Annotated in this window: 14 protein-coding genes; 6 read left to right on the top strand and 8 right to left on the bottom strand. The window is 73.5% G+C overall.

All coding sequences use genetic code 11. The features are described from left to right. The first annotated feature begins 76 nt into the window (after positions 1 to 76). From O0S08_RS26145 to O0S08_RS26135, 3 genes are all read left to right on the top strand, one after another. Positions 77 to 994, top strand: a complete 918-nt coding sequence (locus O0S08_RS26145) for a PAS domain-containing protein (RefSeq protein ID WP_269032000.1) — start codon at positions 77 to 79, stop codon at positions 992 to 994. Between the two features lie 643 nt (positions 995 to 1,637). Beyond that, complete coding sequence (locus O0S08_RS26140) at positions 1,638 to 2,501, top strand: sulfurtransferase (RefSeq protein ID WP_269031999.1); 864 nt, start codon at positions 1,638 to 1,640, stop codon at positions 2,499 to 2,501. Between the two features lie 465 nt (positions 2,502 to 2,966). Next, positions 2,967 to 3,386 carry a hypothetical protein gene (locus O0S08_RS26135; RefSeq protein WP_269031998.1) on the top strand — a complete coding sequence of 140 codons (420 nt, stop codon included), beginning with the start codon at positions 2,967 to 2,969 and terminating at the stop codon, positions 3,384 to 3,386. Positions 3,387 to 3,501: 115 nt separating this feature from the next. On the opposite strand, the gene O0S08_RS26130 is transcribed toward O0S08_RS26135, so the two are convergent. Next, positions 3,502 to 4,020: a hypothetical protein gene (locus O0S08_RS26130; RefSeq protein WP_269031997.1), complete on the bottom strand. Its 519-nt coding sequence runs from the start codon at positions 4,018 to 4,020 to the stop codon at positions 3,502 to 3,504. A gap of 101 nt (positions 4,021 to 4,121) precedes the next feature. Here O0S08_RS26130 and O0S08_RS26125 point away from each other — a divergent pair, with 101 nt between their 5' ends. After that, positions 4,122 to 4,712 (top strand): TetR/AcrR family transcriptional regulator, encoded by a 591-nt coding sequence (locus tag O0S08_RS26125; RefSeq protein ID WP_269031996.1) that lies wholly within the window; start codon positions 4,122 to 4,124, stop codon positions 4,710 to 4,712. 142 nt (positions 4,713 to 4,854) lie between these two features. Here the strand turns inward: O0S08_RS26125 and O0S08_RS26120 are convergent, their stop codons facing one another. Continuing rightward, positions 4,855 to 5,157: a putative quinol monooxygenase gene (locus O0S08_RS26120; protein ID WP_269031995.1), complete on the bottom strand. Its 303-nt coding sequence runs from the start codon at positions 5,155 to 5,157 to the stop codon at positions 4,855 to 4,857. Positions 5,158 to 5,261: 104 nt separating this feature from the next. Between O0S08_RS26120 and O0S08_RS26115 the strand changes: the two genes are divergently transcribed. Next, on the top strand, positions 5,262 to 6,206 hold the full coding sequence (locus O0S08_RS26115) for a GlxA family transcriptional regulator (protein WP_269031994.1): 945 nt from the start codon (positions 5,262 to 5,264) through the stop codon (positions 6,204 to 6,206). 649 nt (positions 6,207 to 6,855) lie between these two features. On the opposite strand, the gene O0S08_RS26110 is transcribed toward O0S08_RS26115, so the two are convergent. The 5 genes from O0S08_RS26110 to O0S08_RS26090 form a co-directional block, all read right to left on the bottom strand. Continuing rightward, positions 6,856 to 7,599: a hypothetical protein gene (locus O0S08_RS26110; RefSeq protein WP_269031993.1), complete on the bottom strand. Its 744-nt coding sequence runs from the start codon at positions 7,597 to 7,599 to the stop codon at positions 6,856 to 6,858. Positions 7,600 to 7,645: 46 nt separating this feature from the next. Further along, entirely contained in the window at positions 7,646 to 8,884 is a 1,239-nt protein-coding gene (locus O0S08_RS26105) for an RNA polymerase sigma factor (RefSeq protein ID WP_269031992.1), read from the bottom strand. A 517-nt stretch (positions 8,885 to 9,401) separates the two neighbouring features. Continuing rightward, positions 9,402 to 9,908: a hypothetical protein gene (locus O0S08_RS26100; RefSeq protein WP_269031991.1), complete on the bottom strand. Its 507-nt coding sequence runs from the start codon at positions 9,906 to 9,908 to the stop codon at positions 9,402 to 9,404. Between the two features lie 1,303 nt (positions 9,909 to 11,211). After that, positions 11,212 to 11,550, bottom strand: coding sequence for a carboxypeptidase-like regulatory domain-containing protein (locus tag O0S08_RS26095; RefSeq protein ID WP_269031990.1), 339 nt, complete (start codon positions 11,548 to 11,550; stop codon positions 11,212 to 11,214). A 539-nt stretch (positions 11,551 to 12,089) separates the two neighbouring features. After that, entirely contained in the window at positions 12,090 to 12,815 is a 726-nt protein-coding gene (locus O0S08_RS26090; protein WP_269031989.1) for an SPOR domain-containing protein, read from the bottom strand. A 248-nt stretch (positions 12,816 to 13,063) separates the two neighbouring features. On the opposite strand from O0S08_RS26090, the gene O0S08_RS26085 reads away from it, so the two are divergent. Further along, positions 13,064 to 13,450: a hypothetical protein gene (locus O0S08_RS26085; RefSeq protein WP_269031988.1), complete on the top strand. Its 387-nt coding sequence runs from the start codon at positions 13,064 to 13,066 to the stop codon at positions 13,448 to 13,450. Positions 13,451 to 13,535: 85 nt separating this feature from the next. Here the strand turns inward: O0S08_RS26085 and O0S08_RS26080 are convergent, their stop codons facing one another. Beyond that, positions 13,536 to 14,837 carry a TIGR02996 domain-containing protein gene (locus tag O0S08_RS26080; protein WP_269031987.1) on the bottom strand — a complete coding sequence of 434 codons (1,302 nt, stop codon included), beginning with the start codon at positions 14,835 to 14,837 and terminating at the stop codon, positions 13,536 to 13,538. Positions 14,838 to 14,853 lie beyond the last annotated feature (16 nt).

Below are 14,853 nucleotides of genomic sequence, written 5' to 3'. Positions count from 1 at the left end.
GCCGCGCAGTCGGCGGTCGCGGGGGCGCGTTCGGGAGACTTGTTCCTCGGGGTAAACCTCGTTTAGTGTCGGCTGAATGTCCGATGTAGAGTCGCGGATCCAGCAGATCGTCCGGCGCGTGCGGAGCATCGCCGACGCCGGCATCCCGGAGCCGATCGGCGCGCCCGGCGACGACGCGCTCGGGGAGCTCGAGCGCGAGGTCAACCGCCTGATCCGCGCCTCCGACGCTCGCTTGCAGGAGCGCCTCCTGTTCGCAGTCGGACCGGTGGTGGTGTTCCGCTGGCAGAACCGCGAGGGCTGGCCGATCGAGTACGTGTCTCCCAACGTGGCCACGTTGACCGGCTACCCGCTCGAGGAGATCGCCAGCGGTCGGAGGTCGTACGCGTCGCTCATCCACGAGGCGGACCTCCCGCGCGTGTTCGAGGAGGTGACGAGCAACAGCAAGGCCGGGGCCTCGTGGTTCGTGCACCAGCCGTATCGCCTGCTGCACGCCGACGGCCGCGCGCTGTGGATCGCCGATTACACGGTGATCTTGCGCGACGACCGTGGCGAGATCACGCACTACTTCGGCTACATCATGGACATCACCGACCAGGTGGAGCAGATGTCGCGGCTGCGCGCGCAGGAGCAGGTGATCGAGCGCATCAGCAGCCCGATCCTGCAGGTCGGGCGCGGGGTGCTCGCAGTGCCGGTGCTCGGCGGCCTGTACGGCGACCGCGCCGCGCGCGTGACCGAGGACCTGCTGTCGGCGATCTCGCGCACCGGGGCCCGCACCGCGATCCTCGATCTGACAGGCCTCCTCGAGATCGACACGGCCACCGTCGAATCACTGCTGCGAACCAGCCGCGCGGTGGGGCTGCTGGGCTGCCGCTGCGTGCTGTCGGGGATCTCGCCGATGGTGGCGACGCTGATCGTGAAGCTCGGCCTCGAAGCGCAGACGCTGACGACGGTGGCGACGCTGCAGGACGCGCTGGAGCTGGCCCTGCGGTCGTGAGCGGCGCCGGGGTCGCCGCCGGCGCGAGCGTCTGCGGTGGCGCGCGTCGTGCCGGCCGAGCGCCCGAGGTCGGCGCGGCGCGAACCCATGTGCACCAGCGGGGAGCCGCGGCGGCCGGACTCCGCGGCGGCCTTCCAGATGGCTCATGAGCCAGGTCCGGCGAATCCTTCCGCGGTCGCGGTCGACGAACGAAAATCACCGTACTGCGACCGGGCTGAATCACCGGACCATCGACGCGCTCACCGTCGACGAGGTCCGTTCGCGCTCCCGTGCGACATCGCAGTGGCGCCGCGAGATCCGGCCGCCTTCCGTCCGCGGATTGACGTGACCGCGCAACGCCGGCCTGCCGCTTCGCACGAGGATCAGGGTCCCCCTCGGTGCGGATTACGCGGAGGAGAAGTTCCGCAAGAAAGATCCCGCGGCCGCGGAGTTTACCTGTAGCGAGCCTGCGCGCTGGGCTCGCTCCACGAGTCGGTGGCCGGGCGTATGGTTTTTAGAGCATGGTCTTCGGGACATGTTCTCGTGGTCCGGCGCGCGGCTGCGAGGGTTGCGCCGTCAGCGGCCTGGTCGGCGGGCTCGAGCGTGAGGCAGAGGCGGGGCGACGGGCGCGGACAGGCCGGGGCAAAGGTGGCAGACTGAGCGTATGCGGCCCTTCACGCTCGTCCTCGTCGTCCCGCTCGTGAGCTGCGTCGGCGCGCAATCGGGCGCGGCCGAGCGGGTCGAGGCGGGGCCCGATACCTTCGCGCAGGTGGACGAGGCCCGGGGCATGGTCGCCGACGCGACGCACGTGCTGGTCGATCTCCGGCCGCCGGCGGAGTATCGCACGGGCCACGCGCCCGGGGCCGTGAACCTCGACATCGGGGCGCTGCGCGCCGAGGTCGAGGGCGTGCCGGGGCAGCTCGCGCCGCGTCCGCGACTCGCGGCTGCGCTCGCGGCGGCCGGGATCGACGTCGGCGACGCAATCCTCGCCATCGACGCCGAGGCGGGTCCGCCGGCGGCGCGGTTGTTGTGGACGTTGCAGTCGTTCGGCCATGCGCCGGAAAAGCTGCGCCTGCTCGACGGCGGCTGGGCGGCGTGGGTGGCCGCGGGCGGGCCGCAGAGCGTGGAGCCGGGCGTGCCGGTCGGCGGAGAGGCGCCGCTGGGCGCGGAGGTGCCGGAGCTGCGCGTCGACGCCGCGTGGGTACAGGCGCATTTGGCCGATCCGGCGGTGCTGCTCCTCGACGTCCGCGGCGACGAGGAGTGGGCGGCCGGCCGGATCCCGGGGGCGCAGCACGTGCCGTGGCAAGACGCGCGCGCGAGCGACGGCCGGCTGTTGCCGGAGGAGAAGCTGCGCGAGCTGTACGCCCGGGCGCTGTCGACCCCGACTGTCGCGGTGTACTGCGCCTCCGGGATGCGCGCGAGCGTGATCTGGCTGGTGCTGCGGACGCTGGGCCACTCCGACGTCCGCGTGTACGACGGGTCCTGGAACGAGTGGGGCGCGCGGCCGGACCTGCCGAAGGAGCTGTGATCGATCCAAGAGGCGGGGTCGCCTGCCTGCGACGGCGATCGGACTGGCGTGTCCCGAGAGGGGGACGCTTGCGTTGCTGGCCATGAAATAACTTTGTCCGAAAGGACATGTTCGTTCGGCCGTGACTTCATTGCTGACGGAGTGAGAGCGTTCGTGTCCGATTGGACATGTTTGACAGGTCATGCTGGCATTCACGAGGAGCCGTTCGGGGGCGGCGGGTCGCCTGGCGGGCCAGGGGATCCGGGGGCGAGGGCGCGGCTGCTCGTCGGTGCGCGAACGTCGGCTTCGCGGCCGTCGCCGGCGCTTTGCCTCCTGGCCGCTCGTGACGGCGCCTGGCCCGTGCCAGAGTGTCACGCCTGGCGGCGGGCTGAGCTCCGTTTGGCGCGCGGGGGACAGGGGGCGCGGGCGAGGCGGGTGATTCTTGTGGGATGTCGCGTGGCACGCGGCGTGCTTGGCGTTCCGGCGATGAGCTCCTCGGATTCGCACCAATTTGACGCCCTCGACCGCGCGATGCGACGCCGCTCGAAGCGATGGGGGCTGCGCGGATGCCTGGCCGCGATGTTGGTCGGCTGGCTGAGCATGACCACGTATTGTGAGGAAGATTCGCATCATCCCATGCGCGCGGAGGCCCACGTCTTCGAGATCGCGCACCTCGCCGCGGAGTATCGCGCGACGCAGGGCCGCTGCCCCAACGGCGGCCTGCAACTGCTCGCGGTCGGGTTGGCGCGGCGCTGGGCGGTCGATCCCTGGGGCCGGGAATACATCCTCGAGTGCACCGACGATTGGGCCCTGGCGTGCTCGCTCGGGCCGGACGGGAGGCCGGGGCGAGACGACATCTGCTCGCGGCCCCAATCGACACGGCCTCGCGGACAGGCGGGCAAGTAGGCACGCGCCTGCCTCACGCGCGGCAGACCTGTCTCATGGGACAGGAGGACGTCGAGGTCGCGCGGCTGCGACGTCGGTGAGGACGAGGATGTCGCGGGGCGAGCACCTCGCGGTCTCATGTCCCGACGGCGACGACCGGGGACCTCGCGGCTCGCGGCGCGCGCAGCACTTCGACCAGGCGCCACGTCACCAGCGCCGCCGGTGCGACCTGAAGGATCCCCGTCAGCTCGAACACCAGATCGTCGGGGAGCTCGTAGGTCGGCGGCGGGAACAGCCGCGCCAGCGTCCCCGGGGAGGCCCCGCCGAAGTAGGCCAGGTTCTTGAACACGTGGTTGTAAACCCCCTCGAACGCGCCGATCATGACCAGCGGGATCGCCACGGTCGTGACGACGAACAGCCACCAGCCGAGCCGGCCCATCGCTCCCCCTGGTCGGGCGCGCGCGAGCGCCAGGCCGGCGGCCATCAGCGCGGCCGCGATCAGGCTGACGAGCACCGCGTGGTACCGCCACGGGGTCTGATAGAGAAGGGCGCCGTACACGTGATGGACGCTGGTGAGCACGAGGACCGCGTAGGCCGGGCGGGCGAGGCGGGCCCCGGCCTCGCTCGCGGGAGACGGCGAGTGACGCATCGACATGGCCTCATTGTGGGCATCCGCTGCGGTGATTGGCCATGGCGCGGGGCCGCGGTTCCTGGACACCGCGGGGCGACTGTCCAGCAGGCCGGGAGGGCGGGCAGGTGACGCGGGCCGGCTCGACCGACGCGCGGACGAAGCGGACCCGCCTGGCCCTGCGCGCCTCGTTGCTCGCGCTGATGAGCGAGCGGGGGTGGGAGGCGCTGCGGGTGAGCGACATCTGCGAGCGGGCGAAGGTCGGGCGCTCGACCTTCTACACGCACTTCGCGGACAAGGAGGAGCTGCTGCTCAGCGGCTTCGACGAGCTGCAGGGCGAGCTCCGGGCCGCGGCGCGGGCGGCTGCGCCGCGTCGGCTCGGGTTCGTGCGGCCGCTGATCGAGCACGTCCGCGAGGGTTTCTGGGCGGCGACTCGCCGCCGCTTGCGCGCGTTGACCAGCGGGCGCGGGGGACAGATCATCCGCGAGCGGCTGACCCGCGTGGTGTGCGAGCTGCTCGACGACGAGGTCGCCCCGCTCGCGCCGGCCGGGCCGCTGCGCGAGGTGACCACGCGATACCTCGCCGGCGCGCTCGTGGAGCTGTTGCTGTCGGAGCCGACGGCGCGGCGACGACTCGGCTCCGACGAGCTCGAGTCGCTGTATTGTCGGCTGACTCTCTCGGTCCTGCGCGAGCTGCCGCGCGGCCGCGGATTGGGATGAGTCGTCTCGCCGGAGTCGCGGCACCGACGGCCGGCGCCCTCGGTGTTGCGATTGCTGGCGCCGCGAGGCCGCGTATGTGACGACTCGCCTCGCACGCGCCGGAGTCGCCACACCGACGCTGCCGCCGCCTCACTGCGGTCGTTCAGCCGTGCAGCTTGGCCGCGAGCACCTCGACCGTGTCGATGCGCGGCGGCTCGGCGAGCAGCTCGGGCGCGCGGGCCATCAGCGCCGCCGCGATCGCGCCCTCGAGGTGCGCGCGTCGGCCGGCCTCGTCGGCGAACGCGTCGAAGATGCCGAATTCGTGCGAGCCGAGGCGGATCGCAAACCATACCGTGGTCGCCTGCTCGCGCTCGGCGAGCGGCAGCGCGCCCGCGAGGAATGCGGCGACCTCCTCTTCCTTGCCGGGTTTCGCGACGATACGAGCCAACAGTCCGACCTTCACCATGTGCGCTCTCCTTTGTGCGTGACACCAGGTCACGGGTGACAACGTAGCGACCGGGGCCGGCGTTCGCTATTGGCGGAACCGACAAGGATGGTATCGTTTCCGCCATGCATGTCCACGTGCTGGTCCTCGACGGGGTGTTCGACGCCGGGCTCGCCCTCGTGCTCGACACCCTCGACACCGCCAACGCGCTGGCCGGCGCGCCGGAGCAGCGGGCGCGCGTGGCGGTGGTGGGGATGCGGCGGCGGGTCCGGACGCACCTCGGCTTCGCGGTGCCGGTGGTCGCGCGGCCGCGGCCGCGGCCCGACGTCGTGATCGTGCCGGCGCTCGGGGCCAAGACGCCGGACGCGCTCGAGCGGGCGCTGGCGCGGCGCGACGTGGTCGAGGCGACGGCGAGGTTGCAGGCGGCGTCGGCCGCCGGCGCGCGCGTGACTGCGGCGTGTACGGCGACGTTCGTGCTCGGCGACGCCGGTCTGCTCGCGGGCCGGCGCGCGACCACGACCTGGTGGCTGGCGCCGTTCTTCCGCGCGCGCTTCCCTGCGGTCGATCTGGACGACGCGCAGATGGTCGTCGAGTCCGACAACATCGTCACCGCCGGCTCGGCGCTGGCGCACCTCGACCTCGCGCTGTGGCTGGTCCGCCGCCGCAGCCCGGCCCTCGCGCGCACCGTGGCCAATCACCTGCTGTACGACGCGCGTCCGTCGCAGGCGCCCTACGTGATGCCCGACCACCTGGCCCACGCCGACCCGCTGGTGGCTCGCTTCGAGGACTGGGCCCGGCGCCACCTCGCCGGCTTCACGATGAGCGCCGCGGCCCGGGCCGTCGGCGCTGCCGAGCGGACGCTCGAGCGACGCGTGCGCGCGGTGCTCGGCAAGTCCCCCCTGTCGTTCGTGCAGGACCTGCGGGTGGCCCACGCGGTGCACCGGTTGCAGACCACCGACGCGTCACTCGACGCGATCGCGGACGAGGTCGGCTACGCCGAGGCGACCACCCTGCGCACGCTGCTGCGGCGACGCACCGGTCGCGGCGTGCGAGAGCTGCGGCGGGCTTGATCGGGGTGCTGCTGGCGCGGCTGTGTGCGGGCGATCTCGGCGCTCGGGACGACGACCGACTGGCGAGCTCGCTGCGATGGGCTTGATCGGGGTGCTGCTGGCGCGGCTGTGTGGGTGCGATCTCGGCGCTCGGGATGACGACGAGCTGGCGAGCTCGCTGCGATGGGCTTGATCGGGGTGCTGCTGGCGCGGCTGTGTGCGGGCGATCTCGGCGCTCGGGATGACGACCGACTGGCGAGCTCGCTGCGATGGGCTTGATCGGGGTGCTGCTGGCGCGGCTGTGTGCGGGCGATCTTGGCGCTCGGGATGGCGAGCTCGCTGCGATGGGCGTCGGCTCCATCTCGGCGCCGCTGCACTCGGCGCAGGGAGGCGGAGCACGGCCAAGGGGCGCGGCGCATTCGGTGGCGCACCCATGGAGCGGAGAAGATGACCGTGGCTCGCGGCATCAGACCATCGCGCTCGCCATCGAAGAATGTCGATACAGGCCGCCGAGGAGCCGGAATGGGGCCCGTCGTTCTGCGAAGCGCCGCGGGGCGCAGTGTGGCGCCCGGCTGGCCCAGGTCCGCGACCATTCTGCGCCTGGACGGCCGTCGCGGGCGCGACGGCCGTTCGCCGCGAGAGCCGAGTGCTGGCGCACGGATCGGCGCGCTCACGGGACGTACTTCAGGCGCAGCGCCTCGGCCGCGTCGCGCGCGGCTTGCAGCGGCGGCTGGGGGCACGTCGTCGTGGTCGCGTCGTGCAGGGTCCCGTCGAGCTCGAGCTCCATCTGCTCGAAGATGTCGGTCGGCGGGACGCACAGGGGCTCGGGGCTGTCGAGCACTTCGACCAGCGCCGGATCGGCGAACACCGCCACCGCAGCGGCGTAGTCGTCCTCGTCGACCTGGATCTCGGTCACCGGGTTGCCGAGGTCGCCCATCTTCTCGACCCGCAAGGTCCGCGTCGACAGCAGCTCGACGAAGCCGTCGCAGTCCGAGTCCGGCGGGCACAGGCCCGAGACCTGCTTCAGGAAGAAGCGCTCGAACTGCGGGTCGGGGCCGGTGGTCCCCTCCGAGGTGGTGGAGTGACTGGCGGATTCGTCGGCGGTGGTGGAGGTGGTGCCCTCGGTGCTCTGCTCGGAGGTGGTGCTGACGCTCTCGCCGGCGGACTGCTCGGAGGTGGTGGAGACGCTCTCGGCGGCGGTCACGTCGGCGGTGGTGGAGGTGGTGCCCTCCGTGCCGACCGAGGTGCTCGGGAGCGGATCGTCGGTGCCGGCCGAGTGCGTGCTCGCCTCGGTGCCATGGGTCGGATCGCCGTCGGTCGTGGCGGTTTCGCCGATGTTCTTCGAGTCGGGGAAGCAGGCCTGGAGGAGGGCGGCGGTGAGGATGCAAGGAAAGAGAAGGGGTCGGAAGTGCATGGTGGACGCTCGTCTGGCCCTGAGTGCCCGGGTGATCGGGCGCCCGTCACGGGGTCGACGAATTTTCTCCCGCGCGCGGGCTCGGCTCCGCGGGGAGGTCGCAGTCGAGGCGCACGCGGGCCGCGAGCGCGCTGTCGGGGTGCGCGCGCAGGAAGGCCTCGGCCTCGCTCCGGCCCTCGCGGGCGCGGTCGGACCGGCACAGGGCGCTCGCCCGCAGGCCGAGCCGCTCGCGCTGAAGCACGCCGGTCGGGAATTCGCGCTGGTGCCGGCGCAAGCCGGCGAGCGCCTCGTCGGTGCGCCCGGCCTCGATCGCGGCCCGCACCGCGGCGATGAGCTCGGCCTCGACGGCGAGTCGATCGACGCTGGTCGTGCGCGGGGGCTCGCTCGCGGGCTCGCGCTTGCGCGGCGACGCGGGATCGACGGGGACTGTGGGCGGCGCAGGGGCGAGCGCGACTGCCTCGCCGGTGACTGCGGGCGCCGGGGTCGTTGCGGGCTCGGTGCTCGCTGCGGGCTCGGTGCTCGCTGCGATCACCGGCGGCGGGTCGGAGCGGGGCGCAGGCGCGGCAGCGACGACCACGAGGCCGGCGGCGGCGACGAGGCCGATGCCCCACGCGACGGCCTGGTGCCCGACCGCGGCGGCGGCCGAAGCGAGCGCGCCGCCCGGGGCCGCGGCCGCGGTGCCGCTGCCGAGGACGAGGAGCAGCGCGGCCCAGACGCGCGCCTGGGCGCCGCGGGGCGGGTGCTCGGGGGTCCTGGCGACGCGCGAGGCGGCCGGGGCGGCGGCGGCGAAGGTGCGATCGAACTGCTCGCGCACCAGGCGGATCCGCGAATACACGGTGTTGACATTCACGCCGAGGGTCTGCGCAATCTCCGGCGCCGACATCTCTTCATACAAATGCAGCACGAACACGGCGCGCCGGTCGTCGTCGAGGCCGTCGAGGAACTCCGCGAGCCGGCGCCTGGCCTCGCGTCGCGCGAGCTCGTCGTCGTCGGCGGCGACGGGCTCGGCGGCAGAGACGGCGGCGAGCCGCGCGTGCCGGCGGTTCCGCCGCGCCTCGGTCCGGCGGTGGCGGGCGGCGACGCGGCGGGCGACGCCGAAGATCCAGGTCTTGAGGCTGGAGCGCCCGGCGAACTCGGGCAGGCGGCGGTGGACGACGAGGAAGAGGTCCTGCAGCGCGTCCTCCTGGGCGGCCGGCGGGACGCCGAGGCGGCGCAGGCAGGCCCAGGCGTACTCGAAGTGGTCCTGGTAGAGCTCGGGGAAGGAGGGCGAGGTCGAGCCGCTCACGGTGCTCCTGGGTGCCCGCGTGCCGGGGCCTCCGTCACGGAAATCGGGCTTCGAGCTCGAAGAGGTCGTGGGAGAGCTCGGAGACAGGAGGGCGAGGTCGAGCGGCTCACGGTGCCGGGGCCTTTCTCAGGGAAAGGGGGCTTCGAGCTCGAAGAGGTCGTGGGAGAGCTCGGGGAAGGAGGCGAGGTCGAGCGGCTCATGGTGCCGGGGCCTTTCTCAGGGGGCTTCGAGCTCGAAGAGGTCGTGGGAGAGCTCGGGGAAGGAGGCCTCTGGGTGCTCCCCGGGTGCCCGCATGCCGGGGTCTTTTCTCATGAAAAGCGAGCTTCGAGCCCGAAGCGGCCCTGGGAGAGCTCGGGGAAGGAGGCCTCTGGGTGCTCCCCGGGTGCCCGCATGCCGGGGTCTTTTCTCATGAAAAGCGAGCTTCGAGCCCGAAGCGGTCCTGGGAGAGCTCGGGGAAGGAGGGCGAGGTCCAGCAGCTCTCTGGTGCTCCTGGGTGCCCGCATGCCGCGGCCTTTTCTCAGGGAAAGCGGGCTTCGAGCCCGAGCATGGGCCGCAGGCCGACCGGCTCGGCGCGTGCGAGCTCGCCGAGCCCGGCGACGTGGAAGCCGGGGCGCCGCAGGGCGACCAGGACGTCGAGGGCGAGGGTGAGGGCGAGGAAGCGCGTGGGGACCCAGGCGAGGCCGGGGCTCAGCTGGGCGGCGATCCACAGGTCGCCGGCCGGCCGCGGGTCGGCGACGCCGCGGGCGACTGCGCGCACGAGGCCGAGCTCGAGGCCGGCGCACACCGGAAATTCGAGCCGGCGCCAGCGCGGGACGCCGCACCCGCGCACTGCCCCGGCGGCGACCAGCATGCGGGCGCCGATCGCCGCCGGCTCCGGATAGGCGAGGCTCCGCGCGGCGTAGGTGCCGGTGAGCTCGACCCGCCAGGCGCCGCGGAAGAGGCCGACGCCGAGGCCCGCCGCCGGGCTGAAGGCCGGGATGCCGCCGATCTCGCCGCCGAACGCGAGCCGGAGGGCGCCTCGCACGGGCTGGCGGGGCCGCGACGGGCCGGCCAGGGGCGCCGGGGCGGGCGGCTCGGGGGCGAACGCGGGGTCGTCGACGGGCGAGGTGACGCCAGGCGCCGGTGAGCCGTCGACTCGGAGCGTCTGTCCGTGGTCCTCGGGGGCGCTCGCGCGCGCGGGGACGGGCGTGGAGGGGTCTGCCCGGGCGACGGGCTGCTCCGGATTGGCTGCGGGAGGGGCGAAATCGCGCGAGGCGGAGGGCGGGGAGGCGGTGCGAGGGTCGCCCGGAGGCGCGTCGGCGCGCGCAGGGGCGGCCGGCGGGACGGCGGGTTGGCCCGGGATGCCCGCGGGAGGGGCGGCGGCGCGCGTCGACGTGTCTGCGGGAAGGAGAGGCTGCGTGGGCGCGCCCGCGGGAGGAGCGATGGCGCGCTCCGAGGCGTCCGTGCGAGGGGCCGTTTGCCCGGGCGGAGCGGCGGTGGCAGGCAGGCTCGGCTGCCCCGCCGTGCCGGCAGGAGGGACCGGGGCTCCCGTCGAGCGGCTCGGCTGCCTGGGCGTGTCCGCGGGAGGTACCGAGGCGCCCGTCGGGACGGCGGATTGCCCTGTCGTACCCGCAGGAGCTACCGAGGCGCCTGCCGGGATGGCGGCCTGCCCGGGCATGCCCGCGGGAGGTACCGAGGCGCTCGCCGGAGCGGCCGTCCCGGGCGTCGCGGCGGGCACCGCTGGCTGCCCGGCGGTCCCGGTGGGAGGGGCGTCGGCGCGCGTCGATGCGTCCGTGGGCCGGGGTTTCGGCGTCGCTTCGCGGGCCGTCACCCGCGAGGCGACCTCCTCCGGCGCGACTGCGAGGGCGACCAGCAGGGCCGTCACGTCCGCCAGGCTGCGGCAGTCGCGGGCATCGATCGCTCGCCGGTCGTCGAGCTGGGACCCGCGCAGCGCCAGCCGCAAGCGCCAGCCGGTCCCGGCCCGCCTCGCCACCTCGGCGTCGACGCGCACGACCGGCCCGGGGGGAAGGACGGGCACCAGCTCGCGCAGGCGCTGGTGAACGGCGCCGGCGTCGGGACAGGATGCCGGCGCCCGCCAGTGCAGCTCGACCCGCGGCGCGGTGGGAGGCGACGCGAGCGCGACGAGCAGGCCTGCGAGCGCCACGACCACGCGCTCATTGTACGCGCCCCGTTCTGCGCCGCCCATGGACCTTCAGGATGGGCGTGAGAGCGCGGCGAGCGTGCGGATGTAGCGAAGGCATTGGCCGCGATCGCTTCCCCGAGGACTCCCGCTCGAGGATGTCGACCCGCGGATCGAGCGCGTGCTCGGCGATCGCTGCCGGTGACGTTCACCGGACGGGCGAGCCCGGCGGCAGCTCGTCCGGCACGCAGTCGAACAGGACGCCGATGTCGCAGGGTCCGGCGGCGTCGGGCTGGCAGTGGCGCGCCGGAGAGAAATCGTTCCTCGTGGGCGCGAAGATGCCTCCGCAGTGCGAGTCCGGCAGGTGCAAGGTGATCCAGAACTCGCCCGCAGGAACGTCGACGAACCGGAAGGTGCCGTCAGCCGCGCTTCGCGTGGTGCGAACGCGTGCGCCCGGAGGGCATTGATATTTGTAGTCGGGTTCCGTGCAGAGCGAGAGCTCGGTGTTCGCGAGCTTCCCGTCGCGGTACGTCTCGAGCCGGCCCACGACCTTCCATGTCCGCTTCGGTCCGTCGCTGCCCTTGGGAGCGAGCGGCGGCTGCTCAGGCGCGTCGCCGGCCGCGTCGGCCCGAGGCCGTTCCATTTCTTGCGGCGGTTCGGGGGGACGCGGCGCGTGCAGGCTCGCGTCGAGGGGGCCGTCGCTCGCTCGTGAAGTGGGCTGCTCGGCCGAGGGGGCCGGGGGCGCGGGCACGTCCGTCGCGGGCGGGCGACAGCTCCACAGCGCGAGCGAGAGCAGCGCGAGCTCGAGCGACGATGCGCGTCGTGTCCTCGCTCGCACGCGATCGGTCGGATCGATGTGCGCCTCGTCGCGCCGCGCGTGCAGATGTCCTTGAGGACAGGTCGCGTCGAGGGGGCGCGCCGGCCTCGGAGGACGCCGCTCGTTCACGGGGGCTGCTGGCGGACGAACCCGTCCGACACGCACGGGATCGGTCGGCTCACGGCCCGCTTCGTCGCGCCCCGCGTGCGGCTGTCCTTGAGGACAGATCGCGTCGGGGCGTCGCATCGGCCTCGGAGGACGCGGCCCGTTCACTGCGGCAGCTCCCGGACGAAGCCGTCCGACACGCCGGCGGCGCGCAGCGCCTTGAGGGCTCGCGTGGCGTCGGCGGTGGTGGCGAAGTTGCCGAGGAGGACGAGGTGTCGCTCGCCGTCGGGCCCGTGCTCCGGGACGAGCTTCGCCTCGCGGACGTCGCAGGGGGCGCACGTCGACGTGTACATGGTGGCCGGCACGGCGGGCAGGCGCTCGCGTAGCAGCTCGGCGCGCGCCTCCGCGAGGTTCTCGTCCGGAGTCGCCAGCACCTGGATCGTGTAGATCGGTCCGCGCTCCTCGGCTCGCGGTCGACGGCGCGTCCCGACCAACTTCTCGACGAAGCCCACCAGGCCCTCGGGTTCGCTCGGCTCGATCCAGGGGCCCTCGATGGGCGCGCGGTACGTGCGTACGCTGGGTCGCTGGCACTTTCTCAGGCCGCGGGGGCAACGCTTGACCACGACGACGACGCCCTCGTCTTCGCTCGCCTCGATCTCGACCGAGACCCCCGTCGGCAGGCTATCGCTCAGGGGGCGCGCCCAGGTGACGAATTGCCGGACTTCTCGCGGTGTCCACCCGCCGACTCCGGCCCCTTCGGCGAACCCCGACACGTGGCTCGACACTTCCAACCGGCCGATCCGGCCGCTCCAGTGATAACTGTCGGCGGCCGCCCACGCGGGCCACCCGAGCACCATCAAGACGCAGACGAGCTGGACGCCGAGGCGCATCGGAGGTGGCATCGTCCGGGGGACGCGGAGCTGTCAGTGTTTCTTCTACCGCCTGGCGGGCCCTCGCTCACGGGCCTGGGCGTGCCGACGCGTCGACGGTAGTGGGCATGCTCACGGACCGGGCGCCCGCTGTCGGGGGTTCGAGACCCGAGGGTTCAGGTGCCTCGAGTCGCGCGAACCCTGATGTCCGTCGCGCGGGCCACGGGCGTCGTGTTGACAGGCCACGCGGTGCAGGCGAAGCATGGCCCATGGCGTTGCTGCCCGAGACTCACCTGCTCCCTTGCACCGGGTGCGCTGAACTGCTGCGCGTCGCCGAGCCCGTCTGCCCCCATTGCGGCGTGGCGCGAGCTCGAGCCGAGCGCACGGGCCCGCTGGTCGCGCTGGCAGCGGCCCTCGCCATGGCGGCCTGTGGCACTCCCCAGCCGGAGTACGGCGTGCCCGACACCGAGTCCGACGGCTCTCTGACGGACGCGACGACCACCGAAGCGACGGATCCGACGAGCGACGCGACGACCACGGACGCGACGGGCACGGACGCGACGGGCACGGACGCGACGGGCACGGACGCGACGGGCACGACTGCGCCGACGACCGGCACCGACTCGACCGCGACCACCGACGCGACGACGGGGTAGCTCGCGGTCGATTCGGCGGGTGGATCGGGCATGTCCTCGAGGGCATGACCCATTGAGCATGTCCCCGAGGGCATGCCCCAAAAGACTAGCGCACTTCCTCGCGCAGGCCCTGGCCGACGAGGTTGGCGTCGGGGAAGCGGGCGAGGAGCTCGTCCTGGCGGTCGATGTCGTTGTAGGCGAGGTCGAGCTCCTGCACGCGGGGCAGGCGGGTCGAGGCCGCGAGCGCGAGGGCGCCGGCGTCGCCGATCCGGTTGTAGCGGAGCTCGAGGGTCGCCAGTCGCTCGAGGTCGTGGGCCTGGGCGAGCGCCTGGGCGCCGGCGTCGCCGATCTCCGAGCCCTCGAGGTCGAGGTGGACGAGCCCGCGCGTGTGCGGCGAGGCGGCGAGGGTCGCCAGGCCGCGATCGCCGAGCGCGTTGCCGCCGAGGTTGAGGACCTCGATCCGCGCGAGGAGGGGCTCGGCGGCCAGCCGCGACACGCCCGCGGCGCTCAGCCCCACCTCGTAGAGCTGCAGGCTGCGGAGGGCGGGCAGCGCGGCGCTGCCGACGAGGGCGCAGGCTCCGTCGTCGCCGATCGGGTCGTGGGCCAGGTCGAGCGCTTCGAGGGCGCCGAGGCGGGGCGAGCCGGCCAGCGCGAGGGCGCCGCGGGGGCCGATGCGATTGTGGCTCAATCGCAGGTGGCGCAGCCGCGGCGGCGGCGAGGCGGCGATCAGCGCGGCTCCCTCGTCGCCGATGTCGTTCTTCCACAGATCGATCGCCTCGTACTCGGCGGTGAACGGCGCGGCCAGCAGGGCGGCGACGGACGCCGGCCCGAGCTTGTTGGCCCCGAGGTCGAGCGCGAGCGGGCCCGTGAGGTGCGGCGAGCGGAGGAGGCCGGTGAACGTCTCGTCGTCGAGCTGCCGGTGAAACAGGTTGATCTTCCGCAGGGCCGCGAGCTCGGGGCGAGCCGCCAGCGCCCGGCCGAGCGCGGCGTCGAGCTTGCCGCCGCGCAACGGGGGGTTGATGCTGACGGCGCGCAGCAGCGGCGCCAGGGCGAGCAGCCGATCGGCGGAAGCGGCGAACACGTCGGCGGGGACGTGGAGCTCGTCCACGAACCCGCGGCGGAAGGTGTACGGCTGGTAGTTGGCCTGGCCGGCTGCGCCGAGGAGCTCGCAGAGCTCGCCGACCCACGCGGCCTCGTGTTGCCGTCGCAGCTCTTCCGCGCGCTGCCAGACGTCGGCCTGGGCCAGTGTGGCTCGCGCGTACGAGCACTGGAGGCGGATGAATTCGCCGCGCGGGTCGCCGCGCCTGGCGAGCCAGTCGGCGTAGGCGAGCCGCGGGGCGTCGTCCTCCGGGGTCGCGGCGATCCGGGCGACGAACTCGCGCTCGGCGGTGCTCTCGGACGCAGGCATCGCCGCCGAGGATACG

The sequence above is a fragment of the Nannocystis punicea genome, from assembly GCF_026965555.1.
In the GTDB taxonomy this organism is placed as follows: domain Bacteria; phylum Myxococcota_A; class Polyangia; order Nannocystales; family Nannocystaceae; genus Nannocystis; species Nannocystis punicea.
The sequence above is the reverse complement of the archived record's forward strand: the minus strand, read 5'-3'. Positions and strand labels throughout refer to the sequence as shown.